At 66.8% G+C, this 20,181-nt stretch carries 18 protein-coding genes and 1 riboswitch; of the genes, 2 read left to right on the top strand and 16 right to left on the bottom strand.

The window, feature by feature from the left end; all coding sequences use genetic code 11:
- The 4 genes from cobG to B2P87_RS18875 all read right to left on the bottom strand — a co-directional run bounded on the left by cobG (window position 1) and on the right by B2P87_RS18875 (window position 6,018).
- Window positions 1-1,164 carry a precorrin-3B synthase gene (cobG, locus tag B2P87_RS18890; RefSeq protein WP_141889795.1) on the bottom strand — a complete coding sequence of 388 codons (1,164 nt, stop codon included), beginning with the start codon at window positions 1,162-1,164 and terminating at the stop codon, window positions 1-3.
- Complete coding sequence (gene cobN / locus B2P87_RS18885) at window positions 1,161-4,406, bottom strand: cobaltochelatase subunit CobN (protein WP_141889796.1); 3,246 nt, start codon at window positions 4,404-4,406, stop codon at window positions 1,161-1,163. Before cobN ends, cobG begins: the two co-directional genes overlap by 4 nt.
- Before the next feature lie 164 nt (window positions 4,407-4,570).
- Window positions 4,571-5,605 (bottom strand): cobalamin biosynthesis protein CobW, encoded by a 1,035-nt coding sequence (gene cobW / locus B2P87_RS18880; RefSeq protein ID WP_058284281.1) that lies wholly within the window; start codon window positions 5,603-5,605, stop codon window positions 4,571-4,573.
- Between the two features lie 2 nt (window positions 5,606-5,607).
- The gene (locus B2P87_RS18875; RefSeq protein WP_027243430.1) at window positions 5,608-6,018 is read right to left on the bottom strand and encodes a DUF1636 family protein; all 411 of its coding nucleotides are present in this window, start codon (window positions 6,016-6,018) and stop codon (window positions 5,608-5,610) included.
- Between the two features lie 97 nt (window positions 6,019-6,115).
- A riboswitch (cobalamin riboswitch) is annotated at window positions 6,116-6,332 on the bottom strand.
- A 51-nt stretch (window positions 6,333-6,383) separates the two neighbouring features.
- Here B2P87_RS18875 and cobO point away from each other — a divergent pair.
- Window positions 6,384-7,019, top strand: a complete 636-nt coding sequence (gene cobO, locus B2P87_RS18870) for a cob(I)yrinic acid a,c-diamide adenosyltransferase (protein ID WP_058284283.1) — start codon at window positions 6,384-6,386, stop codon at window positions 7,017-7,019.
- Window positions 7,020-7,089: 70 nt separating this feature from the next.
- Here the strand turns inward: cobO and glpD are convergent, their stop codons facing one another.
- The 11 genes from glpD to B2P87_RS18815 all read right to left on the bottom strand — a co-directional run bounded on the left by glpD (window position 7,090) and on the right by B2P87_RS18815 (window position 17,198).
- Entirely contained in the window at window positions 7,090-8,667 is a 1,578-nt protein-coding gene (glpD, locus tag B2P87_RS18865) for a glycerol-3-phosphate dehydrogenase (protein WP_141889797.1), read from the bottom strand.
- A complete protein-coding gene (locus tag B2P87_RS18860; RefSeq protein ID WP_141889798.1) occupies window positions 8,660-9,445 on the bottom strand; it encodes a DeoR/GlpR family DNA-binding transcription regulator in 786 nt (261 codons plus the stop codon). The genes glpD and B2P87_RS18860 overlap by 8 nt, the downstream gene beginning before the upstream one ends.
- Before the next feature lie 125 nt (window positions 9,446-9,570).
- On the bottom strand, window positions 9,571-10,650 hold the full coding sequence (locus B2P87_RS18855; RefSeq protein ID WP_141889799.1) for a DUF1513 domain-containing protein: 1,080 nt from the start codon (window positions 10,648-10,650) through the stop codon (window positions 9,571-9,573).
- A gap of 16 nt (window positions 10,651-10,666) precedes the next feature.
- A complete protein-coding gene (locus tag B2P87_RS18850; protein ID WP_141889800.1) occupies window positions 10,667-11,662 on the bottom strand; it encodes an imelysin family protein in 996 nt (331 codons plus the stop codon).
- Complete coding sequence (locus B2P87_RS18845; RefSeq protein WP_141889801.1) at window positions 11,662-13,191, bottom strand: di-heme oxidoredictase family protein; 1,530 nt, start codon at window positions 13,189-13,191, stop codon at window positions 11,662-11,664. The genes B2P87_RS18850 and B2P87_RS18845 overlap by 1 nt, the downstream gene beginning before the upstream one ends.
- Complete coding sequence (bfr, locus tag B2P87_RS18840) at window positions 13,181-13,669, bottom strand: bacterioferritin (protein ID WP_058284289.1); 489 nt, start codon at window positions 13,667-13,669, stop codon at window positions 13,181-13,183. The genes B2P87_RS18845 and bfr overlap by 11 nt, the downstream gene beginning before the upstream one ends.
- Window positions 13,632-13,910, bottom strand: a complete 279-nt coding sequence (locus B2P87_RS18835; RefSeq protein WP_141889802.1) for a (2Fe-2S)-binding protein — start codon at window positions 13,908-13,910, stop codon at window positions 13,632-13,634. Before B2P87_RS18835 ends, bfr begins: the two co-directional genes overlap by 38 nt.
- 177 nt (window positions 13,911-14,087) lie before the next feature.
- Window positions 14,088-15,356: an imelysin family protein gene (locus B2P87_RS18830; protein WP_141889803.1), complete on the bottom strand. Its 1,269-nt coding sequence runs from the start codon at window positions 15,354-15,356 to the stop codon at window positions 14,088-14,090.
- Between the two features lie 26 nt (window positions 15,357-15,382).
- Window positions 15,383-15,862, bottom strand: a complete 480-nt coding sequence (locus B2P87_RS18825; RefSeq protein ID WP_141889804.1) for a hypothetical protein — start codon at window positions 15,860-15,862, stop codon at window positions 15,383-15,385.
- Window positions 15,863-15,872: 10 nt separating this feature from the next.
- The gene (hemP, locus tag B2P87_RS18820; RefSeq protein WP_008554566.1) at window positions 15,873-16,043 is read right to left on the bottom strand and encodes a hemin uptake protein HemP; all 171 of its coding nucleotides are present in this window, start codon (window positions 16,041-16,043) and stop codon (window positions 15,873-15,875) included.
- Window positions 16,044-16,379: 336 nt separating this feature from the next.
- Window positions 16,380-17,198 (bottom strand): LysR family transcriptional regulator, encoded by an 819-nt coding sequence (locus B2P87_RS18815; RefSeq protein ID WP_141889805.1) that lies wholly within the window; start codon window positions 17,196-17,198, stop codon window positions 16,380-16,382.
- A 93-nt stretch (window positions 17,199-17,291) separates the two neighbouring features.
- Here B2P87_RS18815 and B2P87_RS18810 point away from each other — a divergent pair, with 93 nt between their 5' ends.
- A complete protein-coding gene (locus B2P87_RS18810; RefSeq protein WP_141889806.1) occupies window positions 17,292-18,188 on the top strand; it encodes an MBL fold metallo-hydrolase in 897 nt (298 codons plus the stop codon).
- A 55-nt stretch (window positions 18,189-18,243) separates the two neighbouring features.
- On the opposite strand, the gene metG is transcribed toward B2P87_RS18810, so the two are convergent.
- On the bottom strand, window positions 18,244-19,962 hold the full coding sequence (gene metG, locus B2P87_RS18805; protein ID WP_208764523.1) for a methionine--tRNA ligase: 1,719 nt from the start codon (window positions 19,960-19,962) through the stop codon (window positions 18,244-18,246).
- Window positions 19,963-20,181: the final 219 nt, after the last annotated feature.

Below are 20,181 nucleotides of genomic sequence, written 5' to 3'. Positions count from 1 at the left end.
TCAGCTGCCCTCTTTCAGAAGTTCGGGAGCGGCGCGCAAAGCAGCGGCGCTCAGGCGGGTCTTTAGCGGCTGATCCGCGGCGGTGCCATTGCGGATCAGGGAGAATTCGTTGTCGCCGGTGGCGGTCAGCGTTAGCGGGGCAGGGCCGGGGCAGGCACAGCCCTTGGCGCAGCCGGAGACATGCAGGCGGGATCCCGCGGGGACATGCGGTGCCAGCGCCCGCGCCAGGTCGCGGGTGGCGGACAGCGCCTGCAGGCAGCCGGGCGCGCCGGTGCAGGCGACCACTTTCAGGCGCGGATCCGTGGCGTCCAGGATCAGGCCGGGCAGGGGCGGGAGGCTGGCGGCGCCTTCCACCAGCAGCATCCGCCAGGGGGTGAGGCGGATTGGCCCATGCTCTGCCAGCTGCGCCAGCGCGGCGGCGGGCATCTGGCCGAATTCCAAAGCAGCCAGTGTCCCCGCGGGGACAGCGCCCGGTTTTGCACTGAAGCTGGCTTTTGCCACGGGTGCGGCATGCGCTGCCGGCGGGCCGCGGCGCGCGATGAGACGGTGCATCCTGCCGCGCCCCTGCGGCGCGCCGCCCTGTTCCAGAAACCAGCGGGCGAGCGCCAGGGCTTCGGCAGCGGCGGATTCACGTGTGACGGGCAGGCCGGCCCCGGCGCCGTCGGCGCGCAGGATCAGGCCTTCGCGCGTGCGCTCGATGCGGATATCGGCGGCGGTGTCTTGCAGGACAGGGTCCGCGCCGCAGTCGACGGCAAAGCCGAACTTGCCGGGCAGGGCGAGATCGGTTGCCGCGGTCAGCGCGGCGCTGAGTCCGGTGGCGATGGCATGGGTGTCGTCGCCCTCGGTCCAGAACGGCGCGAGCAGGACGTTGCGGCGAGCCTCAGCCTGTGCGTCGGGGTCGATCAGGCCAAGCTCGCGCAGGCGGGCAATCAATTCTTCATGCGCGTCTTCACGGATGCCGCGCATCTGCAGGTTGGCGCGGGCGGAAATGTCCAGCAGGCCGTTGCCGAAGTCCTCGGAAAGTCTTGCCACACCGCGCGCCTGGTTAACGGACAGTTTACCAAGCGGCGCGCGCACCCGCACCACCAGCCCGTCGCCGGACATCATCGGCCGCAAAGCGCCGGGGCACCAGCCATAGACTTTGGGTTCAGGCGCGCCGCTCATGCCGCGCCCTCCAGGCCGGCCATGATCGAGTTGCGCCGCGTGCTCCAGAGGCCTGCGTCGAACAGGGCGCGGAAGCGGTCGCGCATGGCGGCGAGCGCCTCCGGGTTTTCGCGCTCCATGAACGCGACCAGATCGTCCCGGCCCAGGGTCGCCTCGAAGTAGAGATCGAACAGATGCGGCTGCACCACCTGCGCCAGATGCGCGAAGGCGGCCATGTGGTCGAGGGTGGCGGCAATCTCTGCCGCGCCGCGGAAGCCGTGGTTCATCATCGAGGTGGCCCAGTCCGGGTTGGCGGCGCGGGCGCGGGTGACGCGGGCGATTTCTTCGCCCAAGGAGCGCGCCTGCGGCTTGTCGGGCCGGGTGGCGTCCATATGGTAGAGCGCCGGAGCCTTTTGGCCGATGCGCGCCATGGCGGCGGCAAAGCCTGCTTCATGCGCGGCATAGTCCGAGGCGACCAGCAGGTCGGTCTCCGGCAGGTCCTGCAGGTGCACGAAGCTGTCGGCGCCCTGCAGGCGTGTCTCCAGCGCCGCGCGGGCGTCGCGGATTTCGCCCTTGGCGTCGATCGCGTGGGAGGAGGCGTTGAGCCAGGCTTCGCCTGCCGCGGCGCGGGCCGCGTCGGTGTAGTCGTCCAGATGCGGGTTCATCGAGAGGCCGTACTGCCCGGGTTTGGGGCCGAAAACGCGCGGCGTTTCGATGAGATAGGGGTTGTCCGCCTGGTCCTCCTCGCGGGCCGCGAGGGCGGCGGCGGCACTTTCGAACATCTGGGCAAGGCCCGGGAAGACGTCGCGGAACAGGCCCGAGACCCGCAGGGTCACATCGATCCGCGGGCGGTTCAGCATCGGCAGCGGCAGCACCTCGAAGCCGGAGACGCGCTCGGAGCCTTCGTCCCACTTGGGCGCCAGGCCCGCGAGGTGCAGCGCCATGGCAAACTCCTCTCCCGCGGTGCGCATGGTGGCGGAACCCCAGAGGTCGATCACCAGTCCCTTGGGCCAGTCGCCGTGATCCTGAAGGTGGCGGCGCAGCAGCTCTTCCGCCAGTTTGACCCCTTGCGCATGCGCCGCCCGCGACGGCACCGCCCGCGGATCGGTGGTAAAGAGGTTGCGCCCGGTGGGGATCACATCGGCGCGGCCGCGGAACGGCGAGCCGGAGGGGCCGGGGGTGACGATCTTGCCGTCCAGCGCGGCGATCAGCCCGGCGCGCTCCTCAGCGCCGCACTGGCCGGTGCCGAAGATGTGAAGCCCCTCGCCGTACTGGCTTTCCTTGATGTCGCAGACAAAGGCGTCGATGCGGGTGATCGCCTCGGCAGGCGAGGTGTCCGGCGTCAGGCCGAGGTCAGCCTCTACCCCGGTGCCCTGTGCCTCCGCCCGGATGTCGCCGATCAGCCGGTCGCGGCGGGCAGGATCCAGGCCGTCGGCGGTGGAGTATTCATCCAGCAGGCTTTCGAGCCGCGCCATGCCCTCGGGCAGAGTGGTCTGCGCCAAGGGCGGCGGCAGGTGGCCGATGGTGACGGCGCCGATGCGGCGCTTGGCCTGGGCGGCCTCGCCCGGGTCGTTGACGATGAAGGGGTAGGCGACGGGCAGCGGGCCGGTCAGAACCTCAGGCCAGCAGGTATCCGACAGCGCCACCGCCTTGCCCGGCAGCCATTCCAGCGTGCCGTGGGCGCCGATGTGGACGAGGGCATCGCTTTGCGCCCGCAGCCAAAGGTAAAAGGCCACATAGGCGTGGCGCGGGGTGCGGTCGAGATCGTGGTAATCGTCGACGCGGGTTTTCACCTCACCGCGCTCTGGCTGCAGCGCGATCAGCGCTTTACCAGCGCGCAAGGCCTTGAATTGAAAGGCGCCATCGCGGCAGTCTGGGTCTTCTTCCGGGCGGCCCCAGGCCTCGGCCAAGGTATCCTGCAGGTTTTGCGGCAGGGCGGCGAGGGCGGCCTTGTAGTCCTCCAGCGGGACACTCAGCGTCTCGTCCATCAGCCGCAGACCGGTGTTCTCCTGCGGCTCGACGCTATAGCCCTGATCCCAGAGCGCGCGCAGGATTTCGTCGCAGGAGGCCAGCGCGTCCAGCCCGACCGCATGGGCGAGGTTGTGGTCTCTGCCCGGGTAGGTCGAAAGGACCAGTGCAAGGCGTTTGTCTGCATTCGGCAGTTTGGCGAGGCGCAGCCAGCCCTCCACACGGTCCACGGCAGCCCTGATGCGGTCCGCGTCCGCGCGGTGGGCAAAGCGGGAATATTGCAGGTCCGGGTCTTTCCTGCCCGGCGACTTGAAGCTGACGACGCCTGCGAAGATGCGGCCGTCCACCTCGGGCAGCACGACATGCATGGCAAGGTCGGCGGGCGACAAGCCGCGGCCGGCCTCAAGCCAGTCTTTCCTGCGGGCCGTTGAGAGGGCAACCTGGAACACCGGGCAGCCGGTGGTGCTGAGCGGCGAGGCGCTGCCGTCGGTGCCTTGGGCCGAAAACGCGGTGGCGTTGATGATTGCGGCCGGGGTCAACTCCGGGAGCTTGGCGCGCAGCCAGTCCGCAGCCGCGGGCGCCTTGAGGCTGGCGGCAAAGGTGCCGAAGGCGGCGTAGCCGCGGGCGCGCATTTCTTCGATCAGCGCGTCCACCGGCGCGGTGTCGGCGGATGTGAGGTAGGAGCGGTAGAAGCTGACCAGCACCAGCGGCCTGTCCTGCGGCGGAAGGTCCGCGAGCACGCCCTTGTCCGGGTCGTAGAACCCGTGCTCGGGCATGGATTTGAGGCCGAGGACGGGGCCTGCATAAAGGCCGGCCGCCAGCGACAGCTGGGCAAGTGCTGCCTGGGCTGCCACCGCGCCGCCGGCGTCGCACAGGGATTGCAGGCGGCGCAGGGTGGAGACGGGCAGGGTGGACAGCTCATCCAGCCGCGCATCTTCGCGCCCGTCTGCGGGCAGGATCGCCAGCGCAATGCCCTTGCGGCGGGCGAGATCCTGCAGCGTGGCGAGGCCATAGGACCAGTAGCTTTCGCCGCCGATCAGGCGGACGAGAACGCCCTTGGCGCCCTCCAGCGTCTGTTCCGCGTAGACGTCGACCGACAGCGGGTGCTTGAGCGCCACCAGGTTGGCGAGGCGCAGAGAGGGCAGCTTGCCGTCCGCCCGGTGCCAGCCTGCCGCGAAGGCGCCGAGATCGCTGTCGGAAAACGACAGCACCACCAGATCGCCGGGCGTCTGCCCGAGGTCCTGCGGCGTGTCGGTCTCGTCAAGGCCGTGGCTTTCGCGGAAGACGACGTGCATGGGTCAGGCTCCCTGCCTGTAAGGTCGTTTGGTAGCGGGGAGGGCAGCGCCCGGCCCGGCGGGGCAGGAAGCGAAGCGCCCGCCCCGTGGGGGGCGGGACGGGCGCTGCCCGGCGTGCCGCCGGGCGGGACCGTTCAATTTCTGACGCTTCAATTTCACTTGCTTCAGGCCCCCAGCTCGGCGCGGATGGCCTGTTCGTCGATGTCGTCATGCTCTGCGATGACCACTAGGGCGGTCTTGCGCGGCTGCGCGCCCCAGGGCTGATCATACTGGGCGCGCAGGCGCTCGCCCACGGCCTGAACCAGCATCCGCATCGGTTTTCCCTCCACCGCGACATAGCCTTTGACGCGCAGGATGTTGCGTTCGCGGGCGAGTTTCACGATGGCATTCTGCAGTGCTTCGGGATCGGAGACTTCACCCATTTCGACAACGATGCTTTCAAAATCGTCATGCTCGTGGTCGTGGTGGCCGTCGTGGTGGCTGGGGCGGGCCTCCAGATCGTCTTCGGCAGCGGCGTTCAGGCCCAGGATGATGCGCGGGTCGATGACACCTTCGCTCATCGGCAGGATCGGCAGCTTGCGCGGCGCCTCGGCCTCGATCACCGCGCGGGCCTTCTCGACGCCTGCGTCGCCGGCCAGGTCGGCCTTGGACAGCAGCACGATGTCGGCGCAGGAGATCTGATCCTCGAACACTTCCGACAGCGGGGTTTCGTGGTCGATGCTGTCATCCGCCTCGCGCTGGGCCTGCACCGCGTCCAGATCGGGGGCGAACTGGCCCTTGGCGACCGCCTCGGCATCGGCCAGCGCAATCACGCCGTCCACAGTGATGCGGGAGCGGATGGCGGGCCAGTCAAAGGCCTTCAAGAGCGGCTTGGGCAGCGCCAGGCCGGAGGTTTCGATCACGATGTGATCCGGCTTCTCCGGCAGGTTCATCAGCTGTTCGATGGTGGGGATGAAGTCATCGGCCACGGTGCAGCAGATGCAGCCGTTGGCCAGCTCCATGATGTTTTCTGCCGGGCAGTTCTCATCCGCGCAGGACTTCAGGATGTCGCCGTCCACGCCGGCGGTGCCGAACTCATTGACCACCACGGCCAGACGCTTGCCCTGCGGGTTCTGCATCAGGTGGCGGATCAGCGTGGTCTTGCCCGCACCGAGGAAGCCGGTGATGACAGTGACGGGGATCTTGTTGAGGTCGCTCATGTTTACTCCTCGGAGAAGAACTTGGCCGGCGGGATGCGGGCAACGGATTGCTTGCGGAAGGTCTGCGGGCGTTCGCGCCACGGCACCACGCCGTCGGCGGTAGCGGCATAGGCGGCGGCGCCTTCCAGGATTTCGGGGACATGCTGGTCCGGGTCGAGGTCGCCGTAGACATAGGTCCAGCGCTCGGCGCCGCCGACGAGTGCCACGGCGCAGCCGCGCTTGCAGGAGGACAGGCATTCGACACCGCGCAAGGCGACGCCTTCGGGCATCCCGGCCTCTGCCAGTGCGGCGTGCAGGATGGCGCCGGGGCGGGCCCCCTCCGGGTCGGCGCCCTCGCGGCGGCAGGTGAGGCAAACGGTCAGCGTGACCGGTCCCGGGGTGCTGGCAGTCTTGCCTGCCATATCGTCAGCCATCGGCGCGTCTCCTGTCGCGGCAGGCGTGCGGGATGGCCGAAAGGGGGGCGGCAGCGTGCCAGCCCCTCAACCGGTCGCGGAACACCCCGCCCGCCCGTTGTTCTCTCTGTTGCTGGCAGGTCTCCCGGCTTGCGGATGCCAAGGCGCGGGCCTTGCCGGCCATCCTGCCTTCCCGGGATCTCTCCCAGTGGCATGGCGGCCTCATCCGGTCACGGTCGCGGGGGCGGCTGTGCTTCGGGTCTCCAAAGAAATTTGGCGGCCTTCACATTCCCTCTTCGCCTGCTTTCGCAGGAACCAGCGAAACCCCCTTGCGCTATCGCGCCCTTCTTTGTCAAGACATGGGGTCAAACAGCTGGAGAGCCCCCATGAGCGAAAAGTCTGAAACCGGCATCTCAGAGGAAGAAGCCGCCCGTCACGCCTCTAAGATGGCCAAGAAAAAAGCCGCGCGCGACCGGATGATGAAGACCAAGGAGGGCGAGAAGGGCCTGATCATCGTCCACACCGGGCCGGGCAAGGGCAAGTCTTCCTCCGGGTTTGGCATGATCATGCGCTGCATCGCCCACAAGATGCCTTGCGCCGTGGTGCAGTTCATCAAGGGCGCCTGGCAGACCGGGGAGCGGACGCTGATCGAGGAGAACTTCAGCGATCTGTGCCAGTTCTATGCCATGGGCGAGGGGTTCACCTGGGAGACCCAGGACAAGGCGCGCGACATTGCCGCGGCGCAGAAGGGCTGGGAAAAGGCCAAGGAGATGATCCTGGACGAGAAGAACACCATGGTGCTGCTGGACGAGATCAACATCGCGCTGCGCTATGAGTATCTGGACCTGGAAGAGGTGCTGGAGTTCCTGGTGGAGCACAAGCCGCCGATGACCCATGTGGTGCTGACGGGGCGCAACGCCAAGGAAGAGCTGATCGAGATTGCCGATCTGGTGACCGAGATGGGCCAGATCAAACATCCCTTCCGCGCCGGGGTAAAAGCGCAGAAGGGCGTCGAGTTCTAAGCAGAGCCATCGCCCGGCCGGCAGGCCGGGCCGCGCCGGCCCCGTTCAGGCTTGGGCGCGGCCGTTTGTATCATGCCGCCAACTGTGCGGCTTTCCCTTGAATGTAGGCATCCACCGCCGCGCGCTGGGCCTCATCCAGCCGCAGGCCCAGCTTGGTGCGCCGCCACAAGTAATCGTCGCCTGCGCGCACCCATTCGCGGGCAATCGCCCAGTCGAGTTCCCGGGCGGTAATGGTGGCGCCGAAATCCTGGCCCAGATCACCGGCGGTCTTGGCGTCTCCCAGCACCTCCCAGGCCTCGGTGCCATAGGCGCGGATCATCCGGCCCGTCCAATAGGGGGTGAGGAACGGATAGTCCGCGGCCAGTTTGGAGGTCAGCTTTGCCACGTCCTCCACCGGGAAATCGCCGCCGGGCAGCGCCACACCTGCGGTCCAGCTGGCGGGCAGCTGCGGGAACACCTCGCCGATCTTCGCCAGCGCCGCCTCGGCCAGCTTGCGGTAGGTGGTGATCTTGCCGCCAAAGACGTTGAGCAGCGGCGCCTGCGCCTGGTCCAGCGTCAGAACGTATTCGCGGGTGGCCGCCGTGGCGGAGCTGGCGCCGTCGTCATAAAGCGGGCGCACGCCGGAATAGGTCCAGACGATATCCTCGCGCTTCACCGGCTTCTCGAAGTACTCCGATGCGAAGGCCGCCAGATATTCCTGCTCGGCTTCGGTGCAGACGGGTGCCGTGTCCGGGTCCGGGTGGTCGGCGTCGGTGGTGCCGATCAGGGTGAAATCCTGCTCGTACGGAATGGCAAAGATGATCCGCCCGTCGGTGCCTTGGAAGAAATAGCAGCGGCCGTGGTCGAACAGTTTCGGCACCACGATATGGCTGCCGCGCACCAGGCGGACGTTCTCGCGGCTGTTTTGGCCCAGCTTCTGGTGCAGCACATCGGCCACCCACGGCCCGCCTGCGTTGACCAGCATCCGGGCGCGGTGCTCCTGCTCCGCGCCGGTGGCGTGGTCCTTGGTGCGGATCACCCAGTGGTCTGACTGGCGGTCCGCGGACAGCACTTCGGTCCGGGTCAGGATCTTGGCGCCGCGGGCCATGGCGTCGCGGGCGTTCAGCATCACCAGGCGGGCATCCTCGATCCAGCAATCGGAATACTCAAAGGCGGTCTTGAACTTGGCCTTCAGCGGGCGGCCCGCAGGGTCGCTTGCCAGGTCCAGCTTGGCAGTACCGGGCAGGATGCCGCGCTTGCCAAGGCTGTCGTACAGAAACAGCCCCAGCCGGATCAGCCAGGCCGGACGGCGGCCCTTCATCCAGGGCATAAAGGTTGTCAGCAGCTTGGATGTGGGCGTCTCGCTGTCAAACCGCATGTGCTTGTGGAACGGCAGCACAAAGCGCATCGGCCAGGAGATATGCGGCATTGCCTTCAGCAGCACCTCACGCTCAATCAGCGCTTCGCGCACCAGGCGGAATTCGAAATATTCGAGATAGCGCAATCCGCCGTGGAACAGCTTGGTCGAGGCGGAGGAGGTGGCGGAGGCCAGATCATTCATCTCTGCCAATGTCACCGACAGCCCGCGGCCTGCGGCGTCGCGGGCGATGCCGCAGCCGTTGATGCCGCCGCCGATGATGAAAAGGTCCGTTACAGGCGTGTCAGTCATTTTCGCTGCTTTCGTTTTGTCCTGCGGTGAGGATACGGGTGCCTGCGGCCTGCGCGGCCTCGGCGAATTCTTCCGGCACGGGGCGGTCGGTGATCACCACGTCCAGATCCGCGACATCGCAGATCCGCACCGGGGCGGAGCGGTCGAACTTGCTGCCGTCGCAGACCAGCACCTTCTGCCGGGCATTTTTCAGGATCGCGCGGGCGACGGAAACCTCTCGGGCGTCGTGGTCCATCACTGCGCCGTCGGCGTCCAGCGCCGAGGCGCCGATGACGGCGAAATCCACCTTGTAGCGGCAGAAAAAATCCACCGCATCCTCGCCCACGATGGCGCCGTCGCTTTGCCGCACGGTGCCGCCGGCCAGGATCAGTTCCTTCGCCTGGCCGCCGATCATCATGTTGATAATGTTGATGTTGTTGGAAATCACCGTCAGGCCGCTGTGGCCGGACAACGCCCGGGCAACCTGTTCGGTGGAAGTGCCGATGTTGAGCGCGAGCGAGCAATTGTCCGGGATCAGTTCTGCCGCCAGGGCGGCCATCGCCAGCTTGTTGCCGGCGTTCAGCTTGCGCCGGTCCTCATAGTCCTGACTGGCGGCGGCGCTGACCCGGACGGCGCCGCCGTGCACGCGGGACAGGGCGCCGCGCGCCGACAGGTCGCGCAGATCGGCGCGCACGGTCTGCAGGGAGACGCCAAAGCGGCGGGAGAGATCCTCGACCTCGACCCGGTCCTGCCGGTTCAGCAGGGAGATGATTTCGTTCTGACGGCCGCTGGCATCCATGCGCTTTCCTTTCGCAGCGATTCTGTAGCGTATCGCGCGCAAGGAGTCACTATTCGTTTTCGCATTGGTTTCGTTCGTGGCGCAAACGAAAGGGCGCCCCGTTTGGGGTGCGGTCCGGCGCTGAGTCAGATCAGCGGGATCAGGTGGTTGTCCCACGCCAGGTCCGCGCGGTGCAGAAGGGTCTGGCCGGTGTCTGAGACGGCGATCAGCCGGCCGGTGCCGGTGCTGGCCGTAAAACCGCCGGCAGAGGGCGCCAGGCCGCAGACGTCGCGCATCCTGACTTCGCGCAGCAGAGCGCCGCTGACGGTATCCATGATCTGCAGCACACCGCCGCGCGGCGAGGTGACGCCGATCCGGCTGCCATCGGCGGAAAAGGCGACAGAGCCGCCATAGCCGTTCAGGTTCAGCACCCGCGCGTCGTCCTCCGCCATCAGGCGCGGCGCGGTGCCCGGCCGGTGCCGCCCTGCGGCGGGCAGCTGCTCGCCCGGATCGCCCTGCCACTGCATCGCGAAACCAACAGTGCCGTCGGCGCGCACAGCCAAATGGCGGATCGAGTTCAGGCGCAGCTCCTGCGCCAGCTCCATCTGCGCCTGCAGCTCACCCTCCAGGCTCAGATAGCTGAGGTTCGGGCGCATATCGGGCAGGTTCAGCTTGGCGCGGCCGCTGTCCGGGTGGGTCTCGATCCCGCCATTGGCCACCACCAGCCCCGGTGCGTCGCGGCGCAGGGCCATGTCGTGCGGGCCGATGCCGCCGGAGGAGAAGGCGGTGATGCGGCGGTAGCCGCCGGTGGCATCCCAGACGCCGATCACGCCGCGGGCGTTTTCATAATCGTTTTCGGTGGTGAACAGGCGGCTGCCGTCCGGGGAGAAGGTGCCGTGGCCGTAGAAATGATGCCCCGCGGGCGGCTCCAGCCGGGCGGTGGCGGCACCGCTGCGGCAGTCGATCACATCGGCAAAGCGGCCCGGGCGGCGGGCAAAGGCCACCGCTTCGGGGCGGACGGGATGGGCGGCGGCAGCGTGGCCGCGTCCGGGCAGCGGATGGCGGAACAGAATGCCGCCTGTGTCGCTCAGGCCCGCGAGCAGGAAGGCGCCGCTGGCGTCCTTGCCTGCGGACAGAAACGCGGGGCTGCCCGCGCCGGCCCAGCTGGCCTGGGAGGTGAGCGTGCTGGCCATAAGCCCTGCAAGAAAAGCGCGGCGGGTTGTCATGTTTGGTGCCTTTCCGTCAATCGCCGTCCAGCGCGTTGAAACCGGCCGCAACGCCCAGGGCGGGGCCGAGGTCTTCGCGCATCAGCGTGTGCAGGTCCTTGATCTCCTGCTGCAGCGCTTCAATGCGGAAGCGGCCGGCGGGATCAGAGACGCCTGCGAACACCGGATCGCCGAGAGCCTCTGCCTTCGTGCGCGCCTTGGCAAAGCCCGCCGTGATTTCTTCCTGCAAGTCCTCATGGCCTTCCGCGAGCGCCACGGCCAGCGGCTCCAGCGCGTTCAGGGACACCAGCACATGGCGCAGGCTGCGGCCGGAGCGGCGCGCCTCGGCCCGGTCCGGGCGGGGCTTTTGATAGGTGCCGAGCGGACGGCCCAGGCGCATGCCGTCCAGCACTTGCAGGCCGGTGGTCAGGGCCTTGAACAGTTCCTGAGTGATCTCGTCTTCGGTCTGGTAGCGGCTGCCGGGCGCGCGCAGTTCGGCAGCATAATTTTGCTGCCAATCGGCGCTGATCGCCTGGCTTGTCGCCGCGATGTCCGTGCTGACCGCGCGGGTCAGGGCGCAGCGGTACTCCGGCGTGCCCGCAGTGGAGAGCTGCGGGTCATAAAGCAGGAACTCCAGCGCATAAAAGCCGCGGGCGGCGATGGAGTAGCCGGCAAACGCCGCGGGATCCTTGATGCCTGCGTCTTCGCTGCGGATCAGGCCGGCCAGCGCCTTGGGCGTCTTGCTGCGGCTGTCGGGCCAGAACGCCAGCGCAAAGGCGCGGCTGTCCGTTTCCGTGGGGCCAAAGCGGAAGTGGCTGGCGGCGATCCAGGCGTCGAAAGCTTCGCCATAGGCCGCGCGCAGGGCGCCGGACTGCGCATCGCAATCGGCCTGCGCTGCCCGGGCAAGGGTCCGGCTGTCCGCTGCCAGTTCCTCAAATGCAGGCAGGATCAGCTTGTCGGTGATGCTGCTGGACAACTCCGACGCGGCCACGGGGGCCGCGGTCAGGGCGAGGGTGAGGGCAAGGGCGCGCATCAAAGGCTCTCCAAAAAGGCGATCAGGGCGGCGCGATCCTGCGGCTGCAGCGCCACGACGCGGGATTTGGCGGCTTCCGCCTCGCCGCCGTGCCACAGGACGGCCTCCAGCAGGGTGCGGGCGCGGCCATCGTGCAGGAAGGTGGCGCGGGGCGAGACTTGCTGCGTCAGGCCAATCCCCCACAGCGGCGCGGTGCGCCATTCGCGGCCGGTGGCGCGCGCTTCGGGGCGGAGGTCGGCCAGGCCCTCGCCCATGTCGTGCAGCAACAGGTCGGAATAGGGCCAGATCAGCTGGAAGCTTTGTTCCGGACGGTCTGCCAGCCGGTGGGTCACGAATTTCGGCACATGGCAGGCGGGGCAGCCTGCCGCATAAAACACCTGCTTGCCGCGCAGAACCTGTGGATCGTCGCTGGCCCGGCGGGCGGGCACGCCGAGGTTGCGGCTGTAGAACGTGACCAGATCCATGTTCGGCTGGTCGATTTCGGTTTCACGGGAATCACCGCCGCCGTGCGGGGCGGTTTGGCAGGCGGCCTGCTGGGCAGTGCATTCGCCCGCATGGGCCGGGAACAAGGGTGTTGAGATGCCGATATCGCCGGAAAAGGCGCTGGCGGATTGCTCATGCACCGTGGCCATCCCGGCCTTCAGCCCGAAGCGGCCCAGCAGGATACGGTTGAACTCCCGCGACCAGACCAGATTGGCGCGCCCGGAAATGCCGTCGCCGTCGGCGTCCTCCTCATCCGCATGGGCAAGGATATCGGCGGCGGGGACCGCCTCCAGCAGCCCCAGGCCGATCATCGGCGGCGCCACGCGGGGGGAGAGCATGGCACCCTCGGCCAGCGGACCGTAGCCGAGGTTGGCGGCGGTGTAGCTGGGGCGGCGCAGGGTGGCGGTCTCACCGCCGTTCAGGGCGACCTCAAACGCCTCATACGCCACCTGCAGCCGGTATTCCGGGGCGATGCCGGGGGCGGAGAAATCCTGCAGCTGGGTGCCGTAGACCGGCTCCGGCGCGGTGCCGATGTAATCGCTGATCTCCTGCAGCTCCGGCGCCACCGGGCCGGGGACAGAGACGCGCAGGAACATGGAGGCAGAGGCGTAATCCGGCTGTTCCGGCACATGGCCGCGGCCGTCCTTCAGGTGGCAGCGCTGGCAGGAGCGGGCGTTATACAGCGGCCCGAGGCCGTCGGACGCCTTGGTGGAGGCCGGGGAAAACACCCAGATTTTCTTGAACAGCCCGTTGCCGAGCTTGAATTCCAGCTCCTGCGCAAAGGAGAGGGTGGCGGAGTGCTGGGAAAACGCCTCGTCATCCGTCCGGGCGCGGACAGTGGCGGCGCCGGCGGGCAGGTCCTCAAACGGTTCTGGCGCAGTGAAATCCGTGGCCGGAGACGTGGCGGCCGCGATCCGGGCGCGTTCGGCGTCAGTGCGGGGAAGGGGGGAGAGATGCGGCTCTGCCTGATACCGGCTGGCCAGATCCAGCGCCGCAAGGGGCGTGGCCGCCGCAAACGCGGCAGCCAGCGCAATGTTAGTCTTCAACCTCTGCCATTTTGGTGGCGTTGAGCTGGGCATAGTTTTCGGCACCGATCCGGTCGTGCAGCTCAAGCTGCGTTTCGAGGAAGTCGATATGGCCTTCTTCGTCCGCCATCAGGTCTTCAAACAGCTTCTGGGTGACGTAGTCGCCCGCCTTGTTGCAGGCGTCGCGGGCTTCCTTGTAAAGCGCGCGCGCGTCCACTTCGGCGGCAAGGTCGCATTCGAGCGTTTCTTTCGGGGTCTGGCCGATCCTGAGCGGGTCAAGCTTCTGCAGGTTCGGATGGCCGCCGAGGAACAAAATCCTTTCAATCAATTTATCCGCGTGCTCCATCTCCTCGATGGATTCCTCGCGGCTTTTCTTGGCCATGCTGCCCAGGCCCCAATCGTCCTGCAGCCGGTAGTGCAGCCAGTACTGGCTGACCGCCGTCAGCTCATGGCGCAGCGCTTTATTGAGATAGTCGATGACCTTGGCGTCGCCCTTCATTACTTTTCTCCCGAATTGATACTGCGCGTAAATTCGTAAGCTGCGCAGGTACTTCCAGCTTACTGCTGGAACGCATCGTGTCGAGGAAAAGCGGCATGCAGCCGCCGCAGTCGGCGGATTTTCCCAAGGCGTGATAGATCTTGCCAGGGGTGATTATCGTTTCGGGGTCAGCGTTTCGCATCCAGTCGATGGCGGCGCGGATGTCGTGGTCCGATATGTTCGTGCAGTGGCAAACGATCATGCTGCTTGCGTCCTTGCCCGGTGGCGCAAATGGCCAAGTGATTCCGTTGGGCAATATATCCGACAAATTTGCTTGTGCTTCAAGTGTTAGCCAGAGTAAAACGCTTAGGATTTGCTGTGCGCAAAAGAAACGGGCCGCAGAAACTGCGGCCCGCCACTGCCCGGTGTCTTGGTTTTCTTACTGGAAGACTGCCGAGGGGTTATCGAGACTGTCGGAGCCTTCGATGGCGACGCCATCCAGATCCAGGGTGGTGACAACCCGCTCGATCGAACGGGTCTGGCCGATCAGCCCGTTAATGCCGCCCATCACCAGCGCCTCACCCGCTGCGTTGCCTTGGGCCAGCATCTGGTCATAGGACAGGCCCGCCTCCGCCGCAGTCTTGATGCGGCCAAGTGCCAGCATGGTGTCCGCCAGCTTGCCGCGCATCTCGGTATCGAGCTCTGCGTCCTTGGCAGCGACCAGATCCGACAGGGAGGGGCCGGAGACCAGTTCGCCATTCACCCGCACGTACTCGCCCAGATAGACGTTCTGCACCCCCAGCCCGTCGTAGTAATGGCTATTGTGGGTGTTGTCGGAGAAGCAGTCGTGCTCTTCCTCGGGGTCGTTCAGCATCAGGCCCAGGCGCATCCGCTCCCCGGCCTGCTCGCCATAGGACAAGGAGCCCATGCCGGTCAGCATCGCGGTGATTCCGGCGTCTTCATCGGCCAGCAGGGTGGTGCGGGCGTCACCTTCAGCTCCCCATTGCGCGGCCATCCACTCCAGGTCGGAGATCAGCAGGTCCGTCGCCGCTTGAAGGTAATCGCCGCGGCGGCCGCAGTTGCCGTTTGTGCAGGCATCGCCCTCGGCGTAGTCGGTCCAGGGGCGGCCGCCCGCGCCATGCCCGGTGCCGTTCAGGTCCTGGCCCCAAAGCAGAAATTCAATGGCGTGGTAGCCGGTGGCGACATTGGCCTCGACCCCGTCGGCCTCATGCAGGGTGCTTTCCAGCAGCTCCGGGGTGATCTTGGCGGCGTCGACCGCCTTGCCCGACAGCTCAAAGCTGGGGTTGGCGATCACGTTCAGCGCCGCCAGGGTGTTTCCCTCGCTCGGCCCGCCATAGGAGGCATCGACATAGTCGATCAGCCCTTCGTCCAGCGGCCAGGCGTTCACTTTGCCTTCCCAGTCGTCGACGATGGCATTGCCAAAGCGGAACACTTCGGACTGCTGATAGGGAACGCGAGCGGCGATCCAAGCGGCGCGGGCGGCTTGCAGGTTTTCGGCGGAAGGGTGGGCGACCAAGGCGTCGACGGCGGTCTTCAGGAACTGCGCGGTGGCGAGGCTGTCCTGATACTTCGCCTCGGCGATATTGGCATAGTTGGCCAGCACTGCGGATTTCTCAGCGGCCAGCGCGGCAGAGGCACCAAAGGTCAGACCGGCCAGGGCCGTGCCTGCGAGAAACAGGGATTTCATGATATGCGTCCTTGGGTTTTGTGAATTCAATGAAGGGTGGCCGCGGCAGGGCGTGCCGGTTGCGGCGGCGGCTGAACGCCCATGATCTGCTGCATCAGCAGGCCGCAGTCAGAGGCGAGCCGGGTCAGCTCCTGCGCCTTGCGCGGGGTGACAATCAGCGAGGCAAGGATATGCGCGTCGTCCTGCTGGCCCTCGGCGGCGGAGGCCAGCAGGTTGGCAAAGCAGTTTTCATCCGCGCCCAGGCATTTGCAGCTCATGCCGTGGCGCACCAGCGGGCGGCGGCCATGGGCCGCGCAGAAATTGCAGAGAGAGCCGAAGGCCTCAAACGCGGCTTCGGCCATTTCCGGGCCGAAGCTCACCTCAAAGTCGCGGCGCATCTGCTCGCGGGTCTCGGCGCCGGAAAACCAGTGGCGCAGATAGATCACCGCGCCCGCTTCCAGCGGCGGCAGGTCGGACAGGGTGCCGACGGTGACGCCGCCGCGCGGAGTGGAATGGTCAGTGCGCATTGCCGTCCGCTCACTTGGTCAGGATCAGCTTGCCTGCGCGGGTGATGCGCAGCGAGTAGATCTGGCCGTTCAGCAGGATCCGCGCCTGCACACCGCCGCGGGTCAGGTCCTCGGCGTGGTAGGTGGGGAAGACTTCGGTGGTTGCGGTGGTCGGCACCGGCTTGGAGGCAATCTGATTCATGACTTTCGCCCATTGCTGAATTCCGCCCTGTCCAGAAGCCATTCCAGACAAAAGCCGGACAGAGCGCCGGACGGCGCAAAGACCTGCGGCCACAATTGGCGCATGTCCTCCGGTTCCAGCTCTTTGACTTGAGGGCCGCCGGGGCGGCTGTCTCCGTTCGGCATGGGGGCGATCTCGGTTGATGATATGTCACTCGGGCTCGCCCGATCCGAGTCAGGCTGGCTGGAATGCCTGTATTCCTGAATTAAATGCTCAGGTATGTCAATCCGAGTTTTTTAGTAGGAATTAATTTTTGCAGACCTTAAACGGGGTTGCGGCTTGCGGTTGCAAGGCTGCTCAGGCCGCCAGCTCGCCGGTCAGGAAGTCCATGAGCAAGCGGACACGCTGCGGCAGGTGGCGGCGCTCCTGGTACACCAGGTAAAGCGCAAGGCTCTCGGGCACCCCCTCCGGCAGCGGTCCCAGCTCCAGGTCGCCGCGCGCGGCGCTGGCGGTGCAGAGCGGCTCCGGCAGGCAGGCGCGGGCCAGGCCTGCCAGCACCAGTTCATGCGCCAGCTCCAGCGAATGGCAGTAGACCCGGCCCGGCTGCGGGGCGCTGGACAGGTGGCGGGCCAGCGGTCCCAGGATGGGCAGGCTGTGATCTCCGGCCCGGCCGGGCGGGGCGGCCAGAACGACCGGCGTTCTCGACAGCAGTCGGGCAATCACCCCGCTGCCGCCGGGGCGGTTGCCGCGCAGGGCGACATCCACCGCATCACGCAGGAAATCGGCAGGCTCGTCGCTGACCGTCACATCCAGAGACACCCGCGGATGCAGGTCCAGAAACCGGCGGCAGAGACCGGCAAGCCGGGCCTTCGGAAACGCTGAAGGCACCGACATGCGCACCGTTCCTTCCGCGCTGCCGGTGGCGGATACCAGCGTGCGGGCGGCTTCGATCTCCGCCAGTCCGGCGCGGCAGCGTTCCAGGAACACGCTGCCTTCGGGCGTCAGCGCCACCCGGCGGGTGGTGCGCTCCAGCAGCCGGACCCCCAGGCTGTCCTCCAGCGCGCGCACCCTGCTGGTGACCGTGGAGGGCGGCAGCCCCAGCCGCCGCGCGGCCTTGGCAAAGCTGAGCTGGCTGGCCACTTCGGCAAAGGTCTCGATGGTTTGAAGCGTACTCATTGCGCGAAAAATCCGTTCAGTATGGGCAAAATAATGCAGATAATCCGCCCGAAGTCGAGCCGTTAGGGTGGCGCCACCACAATGGAGGTGCTGATGAAAAGACGAGAATTTATGCAGCTTTGCGGCGCCGGGCTGGCGGCGGGGCTAAGCCCGGCCGCGGCCCGCAGCGGCAGTGCCGGGGTGCATGTGCGCTGGCTGGGCGGCGCGATGCTTGAAATCGAGGCTGCGGGCTTGCGGATCCTGACCGACCCCTGCCTGGGGGAGGGCGCGGAAGCCTTCGTGATGGGCGATCCAAATGAGATGTTCGATCTGTCCAAGGGGCCGAATGTCAAACCCCATGCCCGCCTGACGCCGTTTCCCGGCCTCGCGCAGGAACAGTATGATCTGGTGCTGCTGAGTCACGCGCATGAGGACCATTTCGATCAGGCTGCGCAAGGCTGGCTGGACCGGAAGGTGCCGCTGCTGGCGCCACAGCACGATACGGCGGCGCTGGCGGAGAAAGGCTTTGCCGCGCAGGCGCTCACGCACGGCGCGGCGCGGCGGTTCGAAGCGCCGGACGGCCTGGTGACGGTCACGGCGGTGCCTGCGGTGCATTCGCTGAACCCGCGGATTGCCGCGATACTGGGCTTGGGCAATGGCTACCTGATCGAAGTGGAGGCTGGCGGGCAGCGGCAGCGCATCTACTGGGCGGGGGATACGTTTGATGCGGAGCCTGTTGCTGCGGCGCTGGCCGGGCAGGCGCCGCTGGATCTGTTCATTCCGCATCTCGGCGCGGTGGGCGGCGGCGGCGCGCTGGGGCAGATTTCCATGAATTGCGGGCAGGCGGCGGATTTTGCCGCCCGGCTGGCGCCCAAGGCGGTGCTGCCGGTGCATCACTCGACCTATGCGCTGTACCAGGAGGGGCCGGAGGCGCTGCGCGCGGCCCATGCGGCAGCCGCCCCCGCCTGGCAGCTGAGGCTGCCCGCTGAAGGCGGCCGGATCACGCTTTGACACGAAAAAGGCCGCTCCAGAAGAGCGGCCTTTGCGGTTGCGATCAAGGGCAGCCTCAGCTGCGGGTGCCGGAGAAGCGCGCCTGCCAGTCTTCGCGCTGTTCGTCGGTGATCTTGGCGAACAGCACGTCCGGCACGGTGAAGCCGTGGCCTGCGGGCAGGGCGGAGAGCGCCGCCGCCGCATCCTCGGGCCAGCTGCGGTCGTCCGAGTTCAGCGCCGCCATCAGCGTGTCGGTGGCGTGCGGGATGAAGGGCGCCGACAGCACCGCGTAAAGGCGGATCAGGTTCAGGCCCAGGCGCACCTGCGCAGCGGCACGCTCGGGGTCGTCCTTGAACACCGACCAGGGCGCGGCGGACTGCAGGTATTCATTGCCGGCAACCCAGATCGCCCGCAGCTCCTGCGAGGATTTGCGGACCTCCATCGCCTCCATATGGCCCTCATAGGCGCGGATGCGGGTGCTGAGCTCCTCGATCAGCGCCTGTTCCTGCGGCCCGTAGTCGCCGCCGGCGGGTACCTCCTCGCCAAACTTGGAGCGGCAGAACTTGGTGATGCGGCTGACGAAGTTGCCCAGCACGTCGGCCAGGTCCTTGTTCACCGACTGCTGGAAATTCTCCCAGGTGAATTCGGAGTCAGAGCTTTCCGGCGCGTGGGACAGCAGCCACCAGCGCCAGTAGTCGGCGGGCAGGATTTCCAGCGCCTGGTCCATGAACACGCCGCGCCCCTGCGAGGTGGAGAACTGGCCGCCGTCATAGTTCAGGTAGTTGAAGGATTTCAGGTGGTCGACCAGCTTCCACGGCTCGCCCGAGCCGAGGATGGTGGCCGGGAAGGACAGGGTGTGGAAGGGGACGTTGTCCTTGCCCATGAACTGGACGTATTTCACATCCTCCGCGCCCTTGTCGGTGCGCCACCAGCGCTGCCAGTCGGAATCCGGCTTGCCGTTGGCATCGGCCCATTCCTTGGCGCAGGCGATGTATTCGATCGGCGCGTCGAACCAGACGTAAAAGACTTTGCCCTCCATGCCGGGCCAGTCTTCGTCGCCTTTCTTGACCGGCACGCCCCAGTCCAGATCGCGGGTGATGCCGCGGTCCTGCAGGCCGTCGCCGTCATGCAGCCATTTCTTGGCAATCGAGGTGGTCAGGACCGGCCAGTCCTTCTTGGAGTCGATCCAGGCGTCCAGCTGATCCTTCAGCTGCGACTGGCACAGATACAGGTGCTTGGTCTCGCGCACTTCCAGGTCGGTGGAGCCGGACACGGCAGAGCGCGGGTTGATCAGGTCGGTGGGGTCCAGCTGCTTGGTGCATTCCTCGCACTGGTCGCCGCGGGCGCGCTCATAGCCGCAGTTGGGGCAGGTGCCCTCGATATAGCGGTCGGGCAGGAAACGGCCGTCGGCGTTGGAATAGACCTGCTTTTCGGTGACTTCGCGGATCAGGCCTGCTTCGGCCAGCTTGCCTGCGAAATGCTGGGTCAGCGCGTGGTTCTGCGGGCTGGAGGAGCGGCCGAAGTGGTCAAACGACAGGGCGAACCCCTTGGCGATCTCCGCCTGGACGGCATGCATCTCGGCGCAGTATTCCGCGACCGGCTTGTCCGCCTTGGCGGCGGCCAGTTCCGCCGGGGTGCCGTGCTCGTCGGTGGCGCAGAGGAACATCACCTCATTGCCGCGTCCGCGCTGGAACCGGGCATACAGGTCGGCAGGCAGCTGCGAGCCCACCAGGTTGCCCAGATGCTTGATCCCGTTGATGTAAGGGATCGCCGAAGTGATCAGAATGCGTGCCATGCCATCCATCCAGGTTTTGCGTCAGAGGCCCGTCTAACGCATGGCAGGCGCGGCGGAAACCCCTGCTGTGCGCCGCGCGGGAGGAGGCGGGCGGACGCGCTTGTCCTCTGTAGGGCGGGCAAAATGCCCCTGGCCTCTGATCTGGCGTTACAGGGGCGCAATCCGTGAATGTAAACAAAGCTTTAAAGGGTCATAGATGCTGTCCGAATGTTTCGCGCG

Origin of the sequence: Leisingera sp. UBA4491 (assembly GCF_002388965.1) — a bacterium.
Taxonomy (GTDB): Bacteria; Pseudomonadota; Alphaproteobacteria; order Rhodobacterales; family Rhodobacteraceae; genus Leisingera; species Leisingera aquaemixtae.
This window is presented reverse-complemented; position numbering and strand designations above follow the sequence as displayed.